Origin of the sequence: Victivallis vadensis (genome assembly GCF_003096415.1) — a bacterium.
GTDB lineage: Bacteria > Verrucomicrobiota > Lentisphaeria > Victivallales > Victivallaceae > Victivallis > Victivallis vadensis.
Map to the genome: position 1 here is coordinate 51,043 of NZ_QEKH01000006.1, position 20,255 is coordinate 71,297.

Annotated in this window: 14 protein-coding genes and 1 tRNA gene; 10 read left to right on the forward strand and 5 right to left on the reverse strand. The window is 62.3% G+C overall.

The annotated features are described in order from the left end of the window. Positions 1-37 precede the first annotated feature (37 nt). Entirely contained in the window at positions 38-1,306 is a 1,269-nt protein-coding gene (locus C8D82_RS04900) for a L,D-transpeptidase family protein (RefSeq protein ID WP_116883160.1), read from the reverse strand. A 251-nt stretch (positions 1,307-1,557) separates the two neighbouring features. Between C8D82_RS04900 and ilvB the strand changes: the two genes are divergently transcribed. From ilvB to nrdG, 10 genes are all read left to right on the forward strand, one after another. After that, positions 1,558-3,318, forward strand: coding sequence for a biosynthetic-type acetolactate synthase large subunit (gene ilvB / locus C8D82_RS04905; RefSeq protein ID WP_116883161.1), 1,761 nt, complete (start codon positions 1,558-1,560; stop codon positions 3,316-3,318). Between the two features lie 55 nt (positions 3,319-3,373). Next, positions 3,374-4,642 (forward strand): 3-phosphoshikimate 1-carboxyvinyltransferase, encoded by a 1,269-nt coding sequence (gene aroA, locus C8D82_RS04910; protein ID WP_116883162.1) that lies wholly within the window; start codon positions 3,374-3,376, stop codon positions 4,640-4,642. Between the two features lie 186 nt (positions 4,643-4,828). Then, positions 4,829-4,996: a 30S ribosomal protein S21 gene (gene rpsU, locus C8D82_RS04915; RefSeq protein ID WP_116883163.1), complete on the forward strand. Its 168-nt coding sequence runs from the start codon at positions 4,829-4,831 to the stop codon at positions 4,994-4,996. 120 nt (positions 4,997-5,116) lie between these two features. After that, on the forward strand, positions 5,117-5,554 hold the full coding sequence (locus C8D82_RS04920) for a hypothetical protein (RefSeq protein WP_116883164.1): 438 nt from the start codon (positions 5,117-5,119) through the stop codon (positions 5,552-5,554). 6 nt (positions 5,555-5,560) lie between these two features. Further along, a complete protein-coding gene (locus C8D82_RS04925) occupies positions 5,561-6,790 on the forward strand; it encodes a BaiN/RdsA family NAD(P)/FAD-dependent oxidoreductase (protein WP_116883165.1) in 1,230 nt (409 codons plus the stop codon). A 76-nt stretch (positions 6,791-6,866) separates the two neighbouring features. Continuing rightward, positions 6,867-8,120, forward strand: coding sequence for a hypothetical protein (locus C8D82_RS04930; protein WP_116883166.1), 1,254 nt, complete (start codon positions 6,867-6,869; stop codon positions 8,118-8,120). 3 nt (positions 8,121-8,123) lie between these two features. Then, entirely contained in the window at positions 8,124-9,974 is a 1,851-nt protein-coding gene (locus tag C8D82_RS04935) for a glycosyltransferase (protein ID WP_116883167.1), read from the forward strand. A gap of 77 nt (positions 9,975-10,051) precedes the next feature. Then, positions 10,052-10,128: transfer RNA gene (locus tag C8D82_RS04940), tRNA-Val, on the forward strand. 374 nt (positions 10,129-10,502) lie between these two features. Further along, complete coding sequence (gene nrdD, locus C8D82_RS04945) at positions 10,503-12,665, forward strand: anaerobic ribonucleoside-triphosphate reductase (RefSeq protein ID WP_116883168.1); 2,163 nt, start codon at positions 10,503-10,505, stop codon at positions 12,663-12,665. Between the two features lie 278 nt (positions 12,666-12,943). Further along, the gene (gene nrdG, locus C8D82_RS04950) at positions 12,944-13,462 is read left to right on the forward strand and encodes an anaerobic ribonucleoside-triphosphate reductase activating protein (RefSeq protein WP_116883169.1); all 519 of its coding nucleotides are present in this window, start codon (positions 12,944-12,946) and stop codon (positions 13,460-13,462) included. Here the strand turns inward: nrdG and C8D82_RS04955 are convergent. Genes C8D82_RS04955 through C8D82_RS04970 form a run of 4 tightly spaced genes read right to left on the reverse strand, consistent with a single transcriptional unit; the run spans position 13,376 to position 20,230 of the window. Continuing rightward, positions 13,376-14,911, reverse strand: coding sequence for an MGH1-like glycoside hydrolase domain-containing protein (locus C8D82_RS04955; protein WP_116883170.1), 1,536 nt, complete (start codon positions 14,909-14,911; stop codon positions 13,376-13,378). The two genes, nrdG and C8D82_RS04955, sit on opposite strands and share 87 nt — an antisense overlap. 5 nt (positions 14,912-14,916) lie before the next feature. After that, a complete protein-coding gene (locus C8D82_RS04960; RefSeq protein WP_116883171.1) occupies positions 14,917-17,625 on the reverse strand; it encodes a glycoside hydrolase family 5 protein in 2,709 nt (902 codons plus the stop codon). Positions 17,626-17,675: 50 nt separating this feature from the next. Continuing rightward, positions 17,676-19,370 carry a glycoside hydrolase family 2 protein gene (locus C8D82_RS04965; RefSeq protein ID WP_116883172.1) on the reverse strand — a complete coding sequence of 565 codons (1,695 nt, stop codon included), beginning with the start codon at positions 19,368-19,370 and terminating at the stop codon, positions 17,676-17,678. A gap of 29 nt (positions 19,371-19,399) precedes the next feature. Next, positions 19,400-20,230 carry a type II secretion system protein gene (locus C8D82_RS04970; RefSeq protein ID WP_116883250.1) on the reverse strand — a complete coding sequence of 277 codons (831 nt, stop codon included), beginning with the start codon at positions 20,228-20,230 and terminating at the stop codon, positions 19,400-19,402. Positions 20,231-20,255 lie beyond the last annotated feature (25 nt).

Below are 20,255 nucleotides of genomic sequence, written 5' to 3' on the forward strand. Positions count from 1 at the left end.
GTTTGCTCCCTGTATGTCTAATGGATTTTTTCTTGCTTCAATCGACGATTTCCACCGGCGTGCGGGACGGCACGATCCGGTACAGCGTCTCCACGTCGGCGTTGTGCATCCGGATACAGCCGTTGCTCTGGGATTTGGTGACGCTCGCATCGTCGCGGGTTCCGTGAATCCCGTAGCCGAGCAACGGTTTGTCGGGAGTTCCGGTCGGGGCGAGCTTGAGGAAATAATCGCCGAGCATATTCTCGGGATCGCCGTATTTGATGACCCTTCCCTCCGGCGTGTACCAGTCGGGATTTTTCAGCTTGGTCGAAATCACGAAGTCGGCGCTGGGGGTCCGGCCGAGGCGGCCGATGCCGATGTCGAACACCGCATAAAGCCTGCCGCCGGCCGGGAACTCATTGTAGAGTTTGAGCAATCGGGCGGACTTTTCCACTTTGATCTTCCACGGGCCGGGGTAGATCACCAGCCGCTTGCCGAGCGGCAGGATGTTGTTGGCCAGCGGCATCCGGCTGGAAATTTTGATCGCGTCGATGGTGGTGTCGAATTTCGCGGCGAGCCTGCTGAAATTATCACCGGATTTGACGGTATAGTCCACTGCGAACTTCTCCCGGCGCAGGCCGGAGCGCAGCAGCGCGAGGTTGGCTTCCGTCAGGAGTTTGGCCGCCTGCCGCCATTCCGGGGAGTTTTCGGCCAATCCCGGAGTCGCCAGCGCCTTTTCGGCGGCCTGAAGCGCCGCTTCGTATTTCCGGTTTTTCAGGAGCTCCCGGCCCTCGGCCAGCTGGGAGGAAAGGTCGACCGGCTGCGGATTTTCAACCTTGACCGGCCCGTCCTCCTTCGGATCGCCGATCCACGGCTTGCCCTTTTCCGGCTCCCGGGTCGGATTGGTCCAGTTTTCTTCCGGAATGGTGACGGCGGCGCCGCCGTCCGGCACGATGTCGACCTTGGCGCCGGGGTCCTCGCCTTCTCCCTCGCCCCTGCCGTCGCCGGGTGGAATAACCGGGTCGCCCGGCAACTCGGTTGCTGTATTCTCATCGACCGGCGGGGGGGCGGTTGTTTTATCTTCCGGTTTGCCGCTTTCAGCGGAATTGCCGGTCAGCGTATCGATTTCAGGAGTTTGGCCGTTTTCCACCGGAACCGGCGGATTTACGGAAGGCATCGTTTCCTCATTGGGCATCAGCCAGTAGATCAGCCCGGCGGTGATCGCCGCGATCACAATGAAAATCACGATAAGACGAAGCCGCCTGCCCCAGGCGCCGGGCTCCGGCGGAAGCGGTTCATTGTCAAACTCATAATCGATCTTGGCCATTGCGGCTCCGGGTTGTCGTTTTTCTCGAATAGCACACGATTACAGTAATATATACCGGATTGGATAATTTTCAATTTCAGATCGCCCCGGAATCGGCAAAAACGCACGCAATAAGCCGTTTCCGGTATCCGCCGCGCTTGCAATTTTCCGTTTTTTGCGGTATATTTTATATTCACGAATCCCATAAATTTTGAAACAGGCGGCCTCCCGGACCACAGGAGGCATCACTCATAAGTGCAGGAACAACAATCATGGAAACACAGACGACCGGACTTCTGAAGGGCAGCGAAATCACGATCAAATGTTTGGAGCTTCTCGGAGTTGACGTCGTATTCGCGTATCCGGGCGGACAGGCCATCGAGCTGCATCAGGCATTGAGCCGCTCCGGAATGCGCGTGGTGCTGCCGCGCCACGAGCAGGGCGGCGCTTTCGCAGCGGGCGGCTATGCACGCGCCAGCGGCAGGGTCGGCGTCTGCATGGCCACCAGCGGCCCCGGCGCTACCAACCTCGTTTCCGGCATCGCCGACGCCTATATGGATTCGATCCCGACAGTGTTCATCACCGGGCAGGTGCCCAGCTCGATGATCGGCAAGAACGTGTTTCAGGAAACCGACATCATCGGCGTGACCCGCCCGATCGTGAAGCACAGTTTTCTGGTGCTTGACGCGAACGACATTCCCCGCATCATGCGCGAGGCCTTCTATATCGCGCAGTCCGGCCGTCCCGGTCCGGTGGTGGTCGACATCCCGAAGAACGTGCAGCAGCAGAAGTGCAAGGTCGATTTCGATCAGGCTCCCGAATTGAAATACTATCACCCCGACCCGGCGCTCGACCCGGCTGCGGTCGGCAAAATCAAGGCGATGATCGCCGCGTCGAAGCGCCCCTGCATCTATGCCGGCGGCGGCATCATCTCGGCGGGCGCGTCGGAGGAACTGGTCAAATTCGCCGAATCCTACAACATCCCGGTCGTGACGACCCTGATGGGGATCGGCGCGATTCCGGACAGTCACCCGCTGTCGCTGCGCTGGCTCGGCATGCACGGCACCGTTTACGCGAACTACGCGGCCAACGAGTGCGACCTGCTGCTCGCTTTCGGCGCGCGCTTCGACGACCGCGTGACCGGCAATCCGAAGAGTTTCGCAGTGGGCGCGAAGATCGTTCATGTCGATATCGACGACTCCGAAATCAACAAGAACAAGCCTGCCGACCTCGGCGTGCTCGCCGATATCAGGGAAGTGCTGACCAAGCTCAATGAAGCCCCGGAACCGCAGGAGTACGCCGAGTGGTTCGCCCGCATCCGCGAGTGGAAAAAGAAGTATCCCTTCCACTACCGCAACAAGCCGGACCACGTGCAGCCGCAGTTCGTGATGGAAACGCTGTCGCGCCTGACCAGAGGGCAGGCGGTGATCGTCCCCGGCGTGGGGCAGCACCAGATGTGGGCGGCCCAGTATTACGATTACAACTATCCGCGCCAGCTGCTGACCTCCGGCGGGCTCGGCGCGATGGGCTTCGGTCTGCCCGCCGCGATGGGCGCGAAGGTCGCCTGCCCCGAAAAGACCGTGATCAACATCGACGGCGACGGCAGCTTCCAGATGAATATTCAGGAATTGGGAACGCTGTTCGTGGAGGAGATCCCGGTCAAGATGATCATCCTCGACAACCAGCACCTCGGCATGGTCGCGCAGTGGGAGGACCGCTTCTACAACCACAACCGCGGCAATACCGTGCTGGGGCGCTGCAAGGGCAGCAACGGCTGCGGTTCCGCCAAAAACTGCGACGACTGTGACGGCACCCGCTGCACCGGCCGCCCCTATCCCGACTTCGTGATGATCGCGAACGGCTACGGCATTCCCGGCCGCAACGTGTTCACCCGCGAGGAACTGGTCCCGGCGATCGAGGAAATGCTCGCCGCCGACGGCCCGTTCCTGCTCGACGTGCATACCGGTTACGAGGAACATGTGCTGCCGATGATCCCGCCGGGCGGCGACTACACCGCCATTATCATGGAGTAGGCCCCGTTCCGGCAGGCCCGCGTAATTGAAATTCTGCAAACACAGGTGATCGCTGATGAAACTTCTGGTGAAACCTTCCCGCATTTGCGGCTCGATCGCGGTGACGGGGTCCAAATCCCATACGATCCGCGGCATCGCGGCGGCGCTGATGGCCGACGGCGTCAGCACGCTGTATGCGCCGCTGGAGTCCGCCGACACCCGTTCCACATTGGAGGCGGCCAAACTGTTCGGAGCGAAGGTCCGGGAGTTCCCGGACCGGTGGGAGATCACCGGAACCGGCGGCCGTTTCGCCGATCCGGGCCGTACCGTCGACCTCGGCAACTCCGGGACGGGGCTGCGGATGCTGACTTCGCTGGCCGCGCTGCAGGGCTTCCGGATCGGTTTCGACGGGGATGCCTCGCTGCGCACCCGGCTGATGTCCGGCTTGCTCGGCGCGCTGGAAAAGCTCGGGGCAACCGTGGAATCCTCGAACGGCAAGTGCCCTTTCTCCATCCGGGGGCCGCTGCGCGGCGGCGCGACCACGGTGGACGGCACCACCTCGCAATTCCTGACCTCGCTGCTCTTCGCGCTGCCGAATGTCGGGGGCGATTCGACCGTTGACCTTGAATTTCTGCATGAAAAGCCTTATATCGACATCACGCTGTCGTGGCTGGACTCCTTCGGCATCCGCTACCGCAGGAGCGACGACATGCTGCACTGGGAGATTCCGGGCGGGCAGCATATCCCGGCATTCAGGCGGGTGATCCCGGCGGACTTCTCCACGGCGGCATTCCCGCTGGTCGCGGCGGCGCTGGCCGGCGACGGCGTCGAGATCCGCAACCTCGATTTCAGCGATGCGCAGGGAGACAAGCACGTATTCCGGCTGCTGGAGGAGATGGGGGCGGTGATCGAACGGGGCGGGCAGCTCCGCGTCCTTCCGGGCGGGCGGCTGGCCGGATGCGTTCTCGATTTGAATTCCACCCCCGATGCGTTGCCGGTGATGGCGGTTGCGGCGGCGCTGGCCGACGGCGAAACCCGTCTGGAGAATGTGCCGCAGGCGCGGGTCAAGGAGACCGACCGGATCGCGGTGATGAATGCCGAACTTACCAGAATGGGGGCCGATATCGAGGAACTGCCGGATGGCATGATCATCCGCGGCGGCAGGCTCCATGGTGCGCAGGTGCACAGCCACGCCGACCACCGGATCGCGATGGCGCTGGCCGTGGCCGCCCTCGCCGCCGACGGGGAAACCGTGATCGAACAGGCGGAGGCGGCATCCGTCACTTATCCGGGGTTTATCCGTGATTTCCGGGAGCTTGGCGCGGATTTCACCGTGATGGAATAACAATCGGGAATTTCGCTCCAAAAGGAGCGAAATCCCCGGTGCTTCGTGGCTCCTGACAGGTGATAAAATTGCGGGTTTTTATGGTCTGTTGTTTATTCCGGTTTGACAAAATGGTGTGGTGGGGGTATATTTAGTGAATAGTTTCCATTACAGTCAATATAAAACGGTGCAAAGGGGGTGAAAGTCATGGATACCGAAGTTCGCGTCAAAAAAGGTGAAATCATCGACCGCGCCCTGCGCCGTCTGAAGAAGAAGCTCGACAAGGAAGGTACGCTCAAGGAGCTGCGCAATCGCCGCCACTACGAGAAGCCGTCCGAAATCAAGCGCCGCGAGGCCAAGCAGCGCCGTCATTGATCGGCACTGTGTTTGTTCGGGAAAACGTCCAAGCGATCCGTCGTTTGGGCGTTTTTTCATATCCGGCTTGCAAATTTCTCCGGAACATGATATGGTGAAGGCAAATACGGGGTGGAGGATATGAGTTTGACGTTTCTGGTTGTTCCGGCGCTGTTCGGGCTGCTGATTGCGATTCTGGTCATACAGATCAGGATTTACCGCGGCATGCGGAAACTGCCCGGCGGAGAGGCGCTGGCGCCGCTGGTCCGTCCCGGCTTCGGCTGGAAGCTCTGGGGCGGCCTGAATCTGTTGTATTGGGCGGCCTTTGCAGGCTCGCTGCGGCTTTCTTTTCACACGTTCCGGGAATTGGATATACAGATCGGGCAATTCCATGAGGGGGTTCTGATCGCAGTGCCGGTGTTTTTCCTGATTGCCGGACTGGCCACGCTGCTTGGGGCGGAGAAGATTCGGTTCAAATGCCCATTGTGGACGGCATGGGTGGCGAGTTTCCTTGCCGCACTTGTTGCAGGCGTACTGCTGGTTCTCCCGACTTGCGTTCTGGTTGAGCGGCTGGGGTGAGCGGATATGGGGCGGATGCTTTCTTTCGACCTTGCGGTGATCGGCGGCGGCCCGGCCGGGCTGATGGCGGCCTGCACCGCCGCGGAGCGCGGGCGGACGGTGGTTGTGCTGGAATATCTGCCGTCGCCCGGCCGCAAGTTGCTCACCTCCGGGGCGGGGAAATGCAACCTGACCAATGTGCTCGAACCTGATGAGATGGCGGCGCGTTTCGCCTGCAATGCGCACCGGATCCTGCCGGCGCTGCGTGCGCTGCCGCCTTCCGCATTGCGGCGGTGGTTCGCGCGGCGCGGCGTGCCGACCGGGTGCAAAGACGGGTTCCACTATTTCCCGGTTTCCGAACGGGCGCGGGATGTGCTGGAAGCGCTGCTGGCGGAGGCGCAGCGGCACGGCGTTCGTTTTTATTCCGGTTCTCCGGTGCGGGAATTGCTGCTCGACGGCGGGGCGGTTGCGGGCGTCCGTACCGATTCTCTGGAGATCCGCGCTCCGCGGGTTCTGGTTGCGACCGGAGGGAACGGCTATCCGGCGCTCGGCGGACGCGGTTCCGGCTATGAACTTGCCCGGCAGGCCGGCCATGCCGTGCTGACGCCGGTTCCGGCGCTGGTGGGGCTGCGTACCGCAGAGAGGTGGCCCGCGGAACTGGCCGGGCTGGTGCTTGAAGACGCCGCCGTCCGGCTCGGCCCGAAAGCATCGGGCCGGGGAGAATTGCTGTTCACGCATACCGGCGTCTCCGGCCCGGCAGTGCTGGATCTTTCGGGCCGGATCAACCGGCGACTGCTGACGGAGAAGCAGCTGACGCTTTCGGTGAACCTGATCGCGGAGCGCGATGCGGAGTTCTGGAAGCGGGAGCTTCTGCAATGGAGTCGCTCCGACGGCAGGAAACAGCTCGGCACCCTGCTCGCGCGCCACTTCAGCCGTCAGCTGGCGGAACGGCTCTGCGGGATTTCCGGCAATTGCGCCGGACTCCGCGCCGCCGGGGTGCCCGTCGGGGTCCGGGATTCCCTGATCGCGAACCTGACGAAGCTGCCGCTGGCCGTGACCGGCTCCGACGGCTGGGAAAAGGCGATGGCGACCGACGGCGGCGTGCCGCTCGATGAAATCAATCCGCGCACGATGGCGAGCCGCCTGTGCGCCGGACTGTATTTCGCCGGGGAGGTGCTGGCGGTCGGCGCGCCCTGCGGCGGCTATAACCTGCAATGGGCGTTCAGCTCCGGCTTCACCGCCGGCAGCAATTCCTGATTGGAACAGGCATCCGGGTTGACAAATTTCCTTACGTTAAAATTGCACAACGCATCAAACGTAAGGAGAATATTTCATGTCTGATTCCTTTTTGCCTGCCGTGACGGCCGGGGACGGCATCGCCGTTGAGCGTACCGTCTACGGCTATCGCGTCCATCTGGATCAGGAGAGCATTCCGGCCGCCGCCGCTTCGGAGCCTTACACCGGCTATTTCAAGGTGATTGCGGCGGAAGAGGGCGGAAGCGTCCGCATCGTCGACGGTTCAGTCGGCAATACCGGCGCTCCGGCCGGATACGTCTATATCGACCGTTTCTATCTGCAGGAGGAGGTGGTCGAAAGCGGTGCTCCGGCGATCGGCCTGCGCCGTTTCCGGGTTCCGGTTCCAGCCGGCACGCTTGCGGTAGACGGCAGCGGCATCGCGACGCTGGCGCTGACGCTGGTTGCGGATGGTGGCCCTTATGACGATCCGTGCTGGGGAAAGGTTTCCATCTCCACTGCCTATCGCTTCACCACGGAGGTTCCGAAGCCGGAAACCGGGGAGTTTATCGTAGTGCTGGCGAAGGTCCGCCGTGAGCCGGACGGGACGCTTGCCGTCTTTCAGCAGCAGCATGGGGTGCCGGAGGGGGCAATCCAGCTCAAGGGAATCGAACTGGAATCCGACTCCGGCTCCGGCTCCGGTTCGGAAAGTTCCGGCAGTTCCGAAAGCGGTGGAGAATCCGAGTCCGGCGGCAATTCCGAGTCGGGGGGCGGCGAAGGCCCCGGCGGCGGCTCCGAATCGGAGGGGGGAGATTTCTCGGAGTCGGGCAGCGACGGTGACGGCTCCGGCGCGGAGAGTGAAAGCTCCGGCGAAGGAGGCGGCGAAAGTTCCGGCGAAGGAGGCGAAGAGAGTTCCGGCGGCGGTTCTGAATCCGGCGGAGAAGGCTCCGGCGGGGAGCCGCCCGATCCCCCCGATCCGCCGGGCCCGCCCGATGAATCTTCCTCCGGCGGCGAGGGTTCCGGTGGAGACGGCTCCGGCGGCGGCGGTTCGTCCAGCGACGAAGTGATTCCGGGGCAATACTACCTGGTCTGCCACCGCCGGTTCGTGGCGACGTGGGGATGTCTGGCCGACGGCGCCGGAATCTACCCGGAAATCCTGACGCTTCAGGCTCCGTTTTCCTTCACGCTCGGCTGTACCGATGTCCCCCACTTCAACCCGGATACCGGCGAACCGAATATGCCGACCGCCAACCTCTACAGCCTGATTGCGGGGCCGTTTGAGGAAAAGCTGGGGGCGGACAACTACCTCTACGCCAATCTGGAAAGCATCAACCGCAGCTGTCTGGGAGAATAAGCGATGACCGTCAATCAACATTCCTGCGTCGACTGCGCGATCAAGCATCTGGCGAGCGCCGTGGTGATCGCCCGTGAAATTCTGACCGGCTACAACACGCCGCAATACCGGCTGGCGCTGATCGGTAACCTGAATGAAGCTCAGGAACAACTCTCCGGCATCGATCCGAAGCTGGCGAACCATATCCGGAGCCTGCGGCTGAAGCTCGCGCCGGAAGGGCTGGAGCTGGCATTCGACCAGAGCATGATCCGGCGTATCGAACTGTGCGCGCTCGCCGCCGACTGGCGGCAGCGGCACGGGCTGTACCGCAAGGCGCCGGACCGGGAAGCGGTGCGGACCGCGGCGCTGCCCGCTCCCCGGAAGTGCCGCTGCTCAAAGGATGCTCCGGTCGATGTGCTGGTTCCGCTCAGCGCCGACGGCAGCATATCCGCCAATGACGAGCTGCGTTTCGCGCTGCGTTCGATCGAGCGCAACCTGAAAGGCTATCGCAATCTGGTGCTGGTGTCGGACCGGCCGCCCGCCGGATTCGGGGAGTACCGTTTCATTCAGGCCTCCGACGTGTATCCGCGCAAGCAGATGAACATCCACCATGCGCTGATGACCGCATTCCGGGCAGAGGGCATCGCCGACGAAGTGATCTTCTGGGCTGATGACAATGTGCTGCTGGAGGAGATGCACGTGACCGAGCTGCCGGTGACGGCGCGCCGGGACGGGCTGCTCGGTTTCTCCAACGCTCCCGACGCCCGGATCTGGCACCGGAGTCTGCGCAATACCGGGGAGGCGCTGCGGAAAGCGGGGTATCCGGCGGTGAATTACGAAGCGCATACGCCGGTGCGGTTCAATAAGGAGCGTTATCTGGCGCTGGAACGGGAGTTCGACTTCTACTCCGAAGTCGGCCTCTGCTATATCTCGCTGTACCTGAACCGTTACGGCGTGCCGGAGGCGGTTCCGATGACGGAGGTGAAAGCGACCTGTGAGAGTGAAACGGTCGACGTCTCCCGGCTGACGGGCAAACGGTTCCTCGGTTACCATGACGCGGCGGCTCCGGCGCTTTTCCCGCTGCTGCGGCAGCGTTTCCCGGAGCCTTCGAAGTGGGAGCGTTTCCCAAAATCCGGCCCGCTCTATTCCGGCGAGCCGCAGATCGGCGTGGTGCTGGGCACGTTCGGCAGCGCGCCGCACATCGACCTCGGGCTGCACTGGCTGGTCAATGTGAACCGCCTGCCAGTGCTGGTGGTGGATGACGGTTCGGACGACGCGCGGCTGGAGGAGGTCTGCGCCCGGTACGGGGCGCAATTCCTGCGTCTGCCGGTGCGTCACGGCCACTGGGCGGGGGATATGCGGATCTTCGCGGAGGGGCTGGAGTGGGCGGCTGCGAACGGCATTGAACTTCTGGTCAAGCTGTCGCGCCGTTTCATCCCGACCCGGGAGTGGGCCGGTGAGCTGGCGGAGCTGGCGCGGGCGTCGAACGCGGTGACCTTTTCGAGCTATACGACCAGCTACGGCTACGGCTTCCGCACCGAGGCGACCGGAATGCTGACGGCGGCGTGGGCGCCGCTTGCGGAACAGCTTCGCAAAGAGGCGCAGCCGGGAAAGCGGATTTTCGTGGAACAGCGGCTGCACCGCGCCGCGCGGCAACTGGCCGACGAGTGGCTGACGCCGGAGTTCGCGGCTTACCGCCAGCTGCACTGTCCGGGCCGGGGACGTTCCGGGTACGCGCTGTGGTCGGCCCTGCTCGGAACCGACCGGAAACGGAAGTATCCGGGCCTGCTCTGGCACAACGCCAATCCGCCGGAGGAGTACGCCGAAGCGGCCCGTCAGGCCGGGCTGCCCTATCGGGTTGAAGATTTCAGATAATTCTCTCTGAAAAAAATGATATCCGGCTTGACAAAAGCGGAAGATGGAATATATTAAACGTACCAGTTCACTGGTATGGGCGGCTAGCTCAGCTGGCTAGAGCGCTGCTTTCACACGGCAGAGGTCATGAGTTCGAGTCTCGTGCCGCCCACCATTTTCCGGTTTTCATCCACCTCGCAAGGGTGGATTTTTTTTATTCTTCCATGATTCTTCCTGCGGATTTTTGATGAATTTTGGGGGGCGGCGGAAGTGGCTGCGCTACCGTTTCAGCTATTTTTATTTTTTTAGTAACGATAATTTTTCTTATTTTTTTAAAGCATGTATCGCATTTGTTTCAATGCGTTGCGGTTCTTGAGGATACCTTGTTCCTTCGGGGAGCGGAACCGGGGAAAAGGGATGTTTTTTATACCGCTTCGGACGAAAAAAACGGCTTGGCGCGATTGCATTTTTGCCGGAATGGTGTATCGTAAAAGACACAACATATAGCAATCAGTGATTGCAGGGACACAATATATAGTGACAGGGAAAATGAAGATTGTAAAGAGAAGCGGTGCGGAGGAAGAGTTCTCCGTCGCGAAAATTCTGGCTGCCGTGACAAAGGCCAACCAGACTGTGGAATTCAAGAACGCGTTGACTGCGCAGCAGATAGAGGCGATCGGCGAGTATGTCTCCGGCATCTGCAAGGCGCTCGACCGGGCGTTGTCGGTCGAGGAGATTCAGGATATCGTCGAGACCCGGATCATGCAGGAGGGCGCTTTTGAAGTCGCCAAGAAGTACATCACCTACCGGTATGTGCGCAACCTGATCCGGCAGGCCAACACCACCGACAACCAGATCCTGAGCCTGATCGAGTGCAACAACGAGGAGGTCAAGCAGGAGAATTCCAACAAGAATCCGACCATCAACAGCGTTCAGCGCGACTACATGGCCGGCGAAGTCTCCAAGGACATCACCCGGCGGCTGCTGCTGCCGCCGGAGATCGTCGAAGCGCACGAGCAGGGATTGATCCACTTCCACGACATGGACTACTTCGCGCAGCACATGCACAACTGCGATCTGGTCAACCTGGAGGATATGCTGCAGAACGGCACCGTGATCTCCGGCACGCAGATCGAGAAGCCGCACAGCTTTTCGACCGCCTGCAACATCGCCACGCAGATCATCGCGCAGGTCGCCAGCAACCAGTACGGCGGGCAGAGCATCACGCTGACCCATCTCGCGCCGTTCGTTCAGGTGTCGCGCAGCCGCATCCGCACCGAAGTGCTGGAGGAGTTTGAACTCGCCGGGGCGGCGGTCAGCGAGGAGCGGCTCAACGCGATCGTGGAAAAGCGTGTGCGTGACGAGGTCGCCCGCGGCGTGCAGACCATCCAGTACCAGGTCGTCACGCTGATGACCACCAACGGGCAGGCTCCGTTCGTGACCGTTTTCATGTACCTGAACGAAGCGAAGAGCGAGCAGGAGAAAAAGGATCTCGCGATCATCATCGAGGAGGTGCTCAAGCAGCGCTATCAGGGGGTCAAGAACGAGGCGGGCATCTATATCACTCCAGCCTTCCCGAAACTGATCTACGTGCTCGAAGAGGATAACGTCGACGAAAGCGGCGAATACTACTACCTGACCCGGCAGGCGGCGAAATGCACCGCGAAACGGCTGGTGCCGGACTACATCAGCGAAAAGAAGATGAAGGAGCTGAAAGAGGGCAACTGCTTCCCGGTGATGGGCTGCCGCTCCGCCCTGACGCCGTGGCGCGACGCCAACGGCAACTACAAGTTCTACGGGCGTTTCAATCAGGGCGTGGTCACGCTGAATCTGGTGGATATCGCGCTGTCGAGCGAAAGGGATATGGACCGCTTCTGGAAGATCTTCGACGAACGGCTCGCCCTCTGCTACAAGGCGCTGATGTGCCGCCACAACCGGCTCAAGGGGACGCTTTCGGATGCGGCTCCGATCCTGTGGCAGTACGGCGCGATCGCCCGGCTCAAGAAAGGCGAGCCGATCGATCCGTTGCTGTACAACGGATATTCGACGATTTCGCTGGGGTACGCGGGGCTTTGCGAATGCGTCCGCTACCTGACCGGCAGGAGCCACACCGATCCCGAAGCCACTCCGCTGGCGATCCGGATCATGGAGCATATGAACGCCGCCTGCAACCGCTGGAAGAAAGAGACCACCATCGGCTTCGGCATCTACGGCACTCCGCTGGAGTCGACGACCTACAAATTCGCCCGCTGCCTGCAGAAGCGGTTCGGGATCATCCCCGGCGTCACCGACCGGAACTACATCACCAACAGCTATCACGTCCACGTGTCGGAAAAGATCGACGCTTTCGACAAACTCGCATTCGAAGCGAAGTTCCAGTCGCTCTCCTCCGGCGGCGCGATCAGCTATGTAGAAGTGCCGAACATGCAGAACAACATCGAAGCGGTGCTTCAGGTGATCCGCTTCATCTACGACAACATCATGTACGCCGAGCTGAACACCAAGAGCGACTACTGTCAGGAGTGCGGCTTCGACGGCGAAATCGAGATTGTCAAAGATGAATCCGGCAAACTGATCTGGCGCTGCCCGAAGTGCGGCAACACCGACCAGAGCAAGATGAACGTCGCCCGCCGCACCTGCGGCTACATCGGCACGCAGTTCTGGAACCAGGGGCGCACCCAGGAGATCCGCGACCGCGTGATGCACCTGTAGGATACGCTGCCTCCGGCGGCCGGGGTATTATCTGTCAGTTAATTTGCTCTACCGGCGGTATGCGCCACCGGGTGCTACCCGGTCGGGTTGCAAGGCGAAGCGCCTTGCCCGTCGGAGACAGTTGTGCGCTATGCGCCCAGCTACCGGAGCCTGATTGAAAATCAGGCCGCGTAGCGCACAAGGTCTGAAGGCCGCAGGCCGTAAGACCCGCCTGCCGCGAATGCGGCATGGCTTCCCCCGGCAGATATGAGAGCTGATTGAACAGGAGAAATAACACGATGAATTACGGTACGGTCAAATCGGTGGACATCGCCAACGGCGACGGAGTGCGGGTTTCGCTGTTCGTGTCGGGCTGCACCCATCACTGCCCCGGCTGCTTCAACCCGGAAACGTGGGATTTCGGCTACGGCGTTCCGTTCGACCGCGGGGCGGAGGAGCGCATCATGCGGCTGCTGGACCGCTCCTATATCAACGGCCTGTCGCTGCTCGGCGGCGAACCTTTCGAACCGGAGAACCAGCGCGCGCTGCTGCCGCTGGTTCGCCGCGTCCGGGCTGAACTGCCGAAAAAAGATATCTGGGCTTATACCGGCTATATTTACGACCGCGACCTGCTGCCCGGCGGCCGCGCGTACTGTGAAGCGACCGATGAACTGCTCGATGCGCTGGCGATGCTGGTCGACGGTCCGTTCATCGAGAGCCGCAAGGATATTTCACTGAAGTTCCGCGGTTCCGACAACCAGCGGCTGATCGACATGGCGGCGACCCGCCGCGGCGGGGAAATCGTGCTGCTGGGCTGAGGTGTCGAACTCGCCGCCGCCGGCGGGACAGGCGATGTCGCGGCCGTTCCACTCCAGCGTGAAGGGGGAGCGGCTTCTGACGTGCAGCCGTCCGTTTTCATGGAGCAGTGTGACCGTTTCTCCGCCGAAACGCAGGTTGCGCACGCCGCAGCGTCCGGTTCCGGGGCAGTTCCAGCGGATTCGGCGTGCCGCCGCATCGACCTGGTGGATGCCGATCACATTTTCGATCAACAGTGAAACCGGTCCCAGCGCCGACCAGCCGCAGAAATCGGGGCGGCAGAATTTGCCGTTCTTGCTGGTGGAGGGGCGGGGCGCGGTCGGGCTGTAGCACTCCCAGATGGTGTGCGGCGAAAATTCCTCGAAGGTGCGCTGCATGTGCCGGAGCAGCCTGACTGAAAGTTGCCGGGCGAGGTCGAAGCAGCCGTACTTTTCCAGCGCCTTGATTACAATGTAGGCGGTCGGCACCCAGACGCCGCCGCGCCAGTAGCCGCCCGCCGGATCGAAGGCGGGATCGGAGCGCGACACCGACGGACACGGCGCGACGCCGCCCAGCATCCGGTCATCAGTCAGGGTTCGCGCTGCCGTTTCCAGTTGCTCCGGCGTACCCATCTCCGCGAGGAACGGCCAGAAGGAGGCCGGTGTCAGCACCCGGCAGAACTCCCGCCCGTGCGAAATCAGCCGGTCGAAATAACAGCCGGAGGCTTCATCCCAATATTGTTGCATCAGCTCTTTCTTCTGCTCGTACCTCAGCAGGAAACGGGCCGCGCACTCCGGATTCCCGACCGCTTCGGCGAGGCGGGCGATCGACAGCGCCGCCAGCCCCTGCTGGGCGAGCAGGTCCAGCCACAGAATGCCGTCATAGTGGTTGCCCGCGCCGCGCGGCGTGTTGTCCATGCCGGAAGGGAGGCCGCTCCACATGTAGCCGAGCCGGAGCCGCTTGGCCAGGCGCGGCATCGCGGCCCAGTCGAACAGCTGCCCGGAGTCGCCGTTTTCAAACCAGTCGTAGCAGCGTTCGAGACTGCGGGTGCGGTTGATGAGCCGGTCCGCCCGCTCCGCCGCGCCGGAAATGCGGTAGAGCAGCAGTTCGGTCCACGCGAACAGCGGCGGGTTGTCCGGGTGGTGCACCAGGATGTCGGATGAACACCGGTTTTCCATCACATCGTAGAAGTTGTCCAGCGTCTGTTCGACCGGAAACGCCGGGCTGTACCGGGCGAAGTGGGCCATCAGGCAGCTGTCCCAGATCCAGATCCGGTTGGTCCGGCACCCTTCGTTCAGATAGGGGGAGTGGGGCAGCCGGTCCGATTCGAATACGTGATCCCACGCCTGACGCCACGCGAATTCGCCGAGCCGGACGAAGCCGGGTTCGCCGTCGCAGACCGGCTGCGGGACGGTTTCCGCCGGGAAGGGGAGCGCGACGGGCCGGAAGAGGAGGGAGGAAGTGTCCGGCATGGTGTTCACTCCCGGATCAGTTCGTAGGCGAAGACCGCTTCGGGATGCCGGAAGTTGTCGATTTCGAGCCGGAGCGAACCGTCGGGCTGCGCCTGAGCCGGAATCCGGGCGATCCGCTTCCCGGCGGTGTCAAGCGCGTGAAATTCCCAGCCGCCGCCCGGAAGGCGCAGCGAAACGCGCGCCGTATTGCGCCGGGCAAGGAACGGCGTCCGGCCCCACGATTCGAGCCGGTCCAGTTTGTCGTTGCCGAACTTCATGCCGGAAGCCTGCGTGTTGGTCAGGTGCATCAGCACAAGCCGGTGCGCATCGTCGATCCGTTCCGCATCGACCGGCAGCAGCGCGAAAACGGCAAAGGCGTCCCGGTTGTCGACGCTGAGACGGCGGCCGGAGAGCTGCTGTTTCGGGCCGAGGGTCAGCACTTCGGCGCCGGGGGCGGTGATGCGCAATGTCCGGTCGCGGCGGTTCAGCTCCAATTGGCCGTCCGGGCTGGTGAAGCGGCCCGCCGCCGCGTCGTAACACTCCTGCGGGAGCTGTCCGGCTGCGATCAGGTCGGGGATCAGCTTTTCGGAGCTTCGGAAGACCGGAACCGCCCTGCCGGAGGGCGGCGTTCCGGCGCCGATATCGATCAGCGCGCCGACCCCTTCGTGAGCGTCCGGTGTGACCGCAACGCCGATCCGGGCGAGGAAACCGAGGTCGCAGAAGGACTCGGGGGCTTCAGCCTCCCCTCCTTTGCGGAACGGCTCGGTGACGACGGCGGCGAACGCCCGTTCGGCAGGCCTGATGCCGCCGGCGAGGAACAGTTGCGCGCCGATGCGCTGCGAGAACGCCTTGACCGGGTCGGTGGCGATGTCGAAGAAGCCCCGGGTATTGCCGGGATTGGTCACCGCGTTGAGGCTGTGGGCGTAGGCGAACGGGAACAGCCCGTCCCAGCCCTGAAACGCCGCATAGCCCGCCATCAGCGCCGGTCCGGCGGCCCGGTAGCGGTTCGGGTTGGCGTAGTCGAATTCGGAGACCGTGAAGCCTTTGCCGAAGAGCCGGGTCGGGAACAGCCGTCCGGGGACGCCGGGGCGCGACTTCAGCGCGTTGATCTGGTTGGGCAGCACCGGCAGCTGCCACGGTTTTTCGGCGAAACGCGGGTGATCCCAGTAGGCGTGGTTGTCCACGAAATCATAGTGCGACCGGTCGGCGGCCAGGGCGATTCCGTTCTGGAAATTCTGATCGGTGAGCAGGACCCGGCAGCCGAGGCCGCGCAGGAATTTCTCCATCTGCCGGTAGCGGCCCACCGCAAGACCGGAAAGAAATTCAGCGAAACTCCCCTGCGGGTGATCGGCCTGCCACTTCTTGAACGCGGCGTTGTACAGCTTTGCCGCCCGGGGCGTCCGGTTCCACCAGGAGGCGGGATTGCCCTCGTTGACCAGCGAAAGCGTGATCAGGGCCGGATCATCCTTCAGCGCGAGCCCGGTGTGGGGATTGACCCGGGTGAGGAACGCGGCGGCCCATCTCTCCCAGTCGGCGTAGACCGCGTCGTCCACGTAGAAGAGCGCCTTGTATTCGGCGGGGGTGGCGATCGCGCCCGCCGTACCGAGTTCGGCGGCGGGAATGTTCCGGCGCGAAACGTAAATATCGGTGGTGTAGTAGATGCCGCGCTTTTTCAGGCAGGCGAGAAAATAGTCCAGCCGGTCGGCGCGCTCCGGATCGATGCGCGACGGATTCCGGCCTCCGCGGTCGTAGATCTCGTTGTCGTGATGGTGGATGCGCACTGCATTGAAGCCGAAGGCCGCGAGACGGTCGGCCAGCTCTTCCGCCTGTTTCCGGTTCGGCAGCTGGGAGTCGCCGACGAAGTTCGCGCCGTAAAAGCGGACCGGCGTTTCCGGCCGGTCGCGGAAGACGAACCTGCCGTCCGGACCGGCGATCACGGGGCCGTACTTGCCGGCCGGGGCGTCGAGCCGTGCCGAAAAATCCAGCGCACTGCCTTTTTCGACGTTCCGGTGGTAGGTGAAAGGCTTCCACTGCTCCCCCGGAGCCGCGACGTAGGCGGGACGCACGATCGAGCCGAGCGGCGGCCCGAACGCCCCGGCTTTACCGCTGCGGAGCCGAAAGGTGATTTCCGCCTTGCCGATTTCCGTGCCGGAGTGCGGCACAAAGCCGAGACGCATTCCATAGGAGGCCCCGTCCCACTTGCGCCCGTCCTGAATGCGCAGGAAGAAATCCCCCTCGAACAGGATTTCGCCGTTGCGGGTCGGCAGCCGCAGCCGCTTCAGCTTTCTGGAGATGATCTCTTCGCCGTTGAACTCTTCGGGAAAGCGGATCAGCTTGCCGTCCGCCTCGAAAGCGGTTCCGCCGTATTGCGAAATCAGCAGGGCGCTCTGCAGGCAGAGGAAGCGGATTGCGGAAGGACGGTCGAATTTCGCCTTGCCGGAGAATTCGCCGCCGCCGTCCGCCGTCGGATTCAGCGCGAGCGTCAGCGTTCCCGGCGCCGCGCCGGGAAGGTTGAGCCGGTAGCGCTGGAGCTGTCCGCTCTCTTTTTCCTGCAAATCGAATACCTGTTTCGCCGAGGCGGGCTGCAGGGTGTGCCACTGGGAGGTGAATGCGGAAAGCGTTCCGCGCCATCTGTCAAGTTCGAGGGTGCCGCCGTCGAGCAGCCGGGGGTTTTCTCCCCGCAGGAGTGCGGCGGTGCCGAGCAGCACGGTAAGGACGCGCGTGAATCCGGTCATGTTTATTTCCCTTTCGTGGTGAAAATATCTGGATCGATTTTCGCGGGTGATCATTTCCCGGCGAAGAGCCTGCCGACGACTCCGGCGGCCAGCTTGGGATGCCGGAAACCGTCGTAAAGTCCGGCGAAATTGCAGGCGAGCGGTTTGCAACGGATATTCGCTCCCGAACGCAGGTAGCTGCGGGTGTCGTGGTATTGCCAGACGGTGAAGCCGCAAAGCTCCGGGCGGGCGAAAATTGCCCGGATTACGGTTTCGAGATACTCCGCCTGAAATTCCTCCGACCACTGGGCGGCGGCGGAATCGTGCGCGCCGTAGATGCCGCAGGTTCCCATCTCACCGACCATCAGCGGTTTATTCGGATGAAGCGAGCGGAAGCGGCGGATGATTTCATCGCAGGCCGGTTTGATTCTCTCCAGCGGATCGCCGTCGTTTTCCGCGTCGATCCAGCCGGGATAGGTGTTGAAGGCGATCACGTCCGCCAGTCCGGCGCAGATGTCGGCATCGACATGATTGCAGGCAAAGGTGATCGGGCGGCTGCCGTCTTCTTCGCGTATCGCTTCGGCCAGTCTTGTACAAAGCGCGTATCCCTGCGGCGATGCGGAGTCGAATTCGTTCAGGAAGCCCCACAGGATCACCGCCGGGTGGTTGACGCTGCCGCGCACCATAAGGCGGGTCTGAAGTTCCTGCAATCGAATGAATTCCGGATCGGCCATCTGTTCGGCGGTATTGCCCCATCCGAGGCTTTCCTCCCAGACCAGCAGGCCGGCTTCATCGCAGAGGTCGAGGAAGCGGCAGTCCTGCGGGTAGTGGCTGCCGCGCACGAAGTTGCAATTCATCCGGCGCAGGTTCTGCAGGTCTTCAAGCATCAGCTGCGGCGGGACGGCCGGGCCGAATTCCGGGTGAAATTCATGCCGGTTCACTCCTTTCAGGAACAGCGGTTTCCCATTCAGCAGCAGACGGTTGCCGTCCGTTGAAATCTCACGGATGCCGAAACGTTCGACAATCCGCTCCGTTCCGGCGGAAACCGTGACGGTGTGCAGCGCCGGGCGTTCCGGCGACCACGTTTCAAAAGCGGGGACGGCCAGGCGCAGTCCGGCGCGATTGTGAACGATTGCCAGTTGCCGCTCAACCGGCGCCCGGGAGGTGTCGAAGGCGATCCGGCAGTCGAGGTGTTCCGGGACGTCGCCGGAGAACAGAAAGCGCAGTTCCACTTCACCGTTTCGGCAGTCGGCGGTACGCACCTGCACCCGGTCGAGCGCGTAATCGCCGTCGAGCAGGTGCAGTTCCGCTCCCCGGTAAAAGCCGCCGAATCCGTAGAAATCATAGTAAGGTAAAAACAGCTTCATCGCCTTGGAGTCGAAACAGTTGTCCACCGCCGCCGTCAGCTCGTGGCGTCCCGCCGCCAGCGGCCCGGCTTCAAACTCGACCGCGGAGTAGGGCAAAGAGGTAAAGCCGATCTCCCGGCCGTCGAGCCGGAAACGCCCGCGCAACCCGATTCCGTCGAGTTTCAACAGGGCGCGGCGACAGGGGGAGTCGAGGGTGAAAACGGTCCGGTACAGTCCCGTCCCGCGCTTGCCGAACCATTCCGGCATTGCGTCGAACGCTCCCGGGACCGTCATCAGGGAGTCGGCGCGGAATCCGGGATCGTCGGCTTTTTCAAGCGGAACGCCTTCGGTGAAGCGGAATTGCCAGTTGCCGTTCAGAGAGAGGATGCGGCGGCCGGGATAATGGGGATAAGCGTTCATTTTCCGATCTCCTTATATGTAGAAAAATCTTACGGTTCGTCGCCGTAGTAGAACATCATATCGCCCGCGATCTGCTGCCGCAGGATGTCGCGTTCCGTCGAGGCGGCATGAAGGTCCGGGAACAGCACGTTAACCCGGTTGTTGTGAACCGCCCAGTAGCGGGAAGAGGTCGCTCCGCTGCTGTACATGATCGCCTGGCCACCGTATTTCCCCGGTTGTATGGCCGACGCCGGAGTGACACTTTTGTTGCGCGAATCCGCCACCATGATGAAATCGCCGGGCGCTTTGCTCAGGCGCAGGATTTTGGTATTGTTGGACTTCATCCCGGCTTTCAGGCCGCGGAAATGCCAGCCCGGTTTGGCATCACCCCGTCCCATTTCACTGGCCAGCTGATAACCGCGGTAATAGCCGTCGGCGTTGACGCCGTAGGTGTATTCGTAGAGCGTCCAGTTGGCGTTCGCGTCGACTTTCTGCTCGGTGCACTGGAACGTCTTCAGGGTTTTGGGGATATATCCGGCGCTGAGGAGCACCCGCCCCCATGTCGCGTCCGAGTAGTATTTTTCCGGCTTGTCCTCATGGTGGGGACGGAATTGCCAGCCTTCGGCCTTGTCGATGTACATCATGAAAAAGTCATTGTTGTCATTGGCGTACATGCCGATGAAGGTGCCGGCCTGTTTCTGGTTGGAAACGCAGCCGATCGCCCGCGCGGAGGTTCGCGCCCGGTTCAGGGCGGGCAGCAGCATCGACGCGAGAATCGCGATGATCGCGATCACCACGAGCAGCTCAATAAGGGTGAATCTGTAACGTGCGGCTGTCGAGCGGGTTTCCTGCGGTGCTTCGGTCCGGTTGATTTTCTGCATGGTCATACGCCCCCTGGGTTGGATA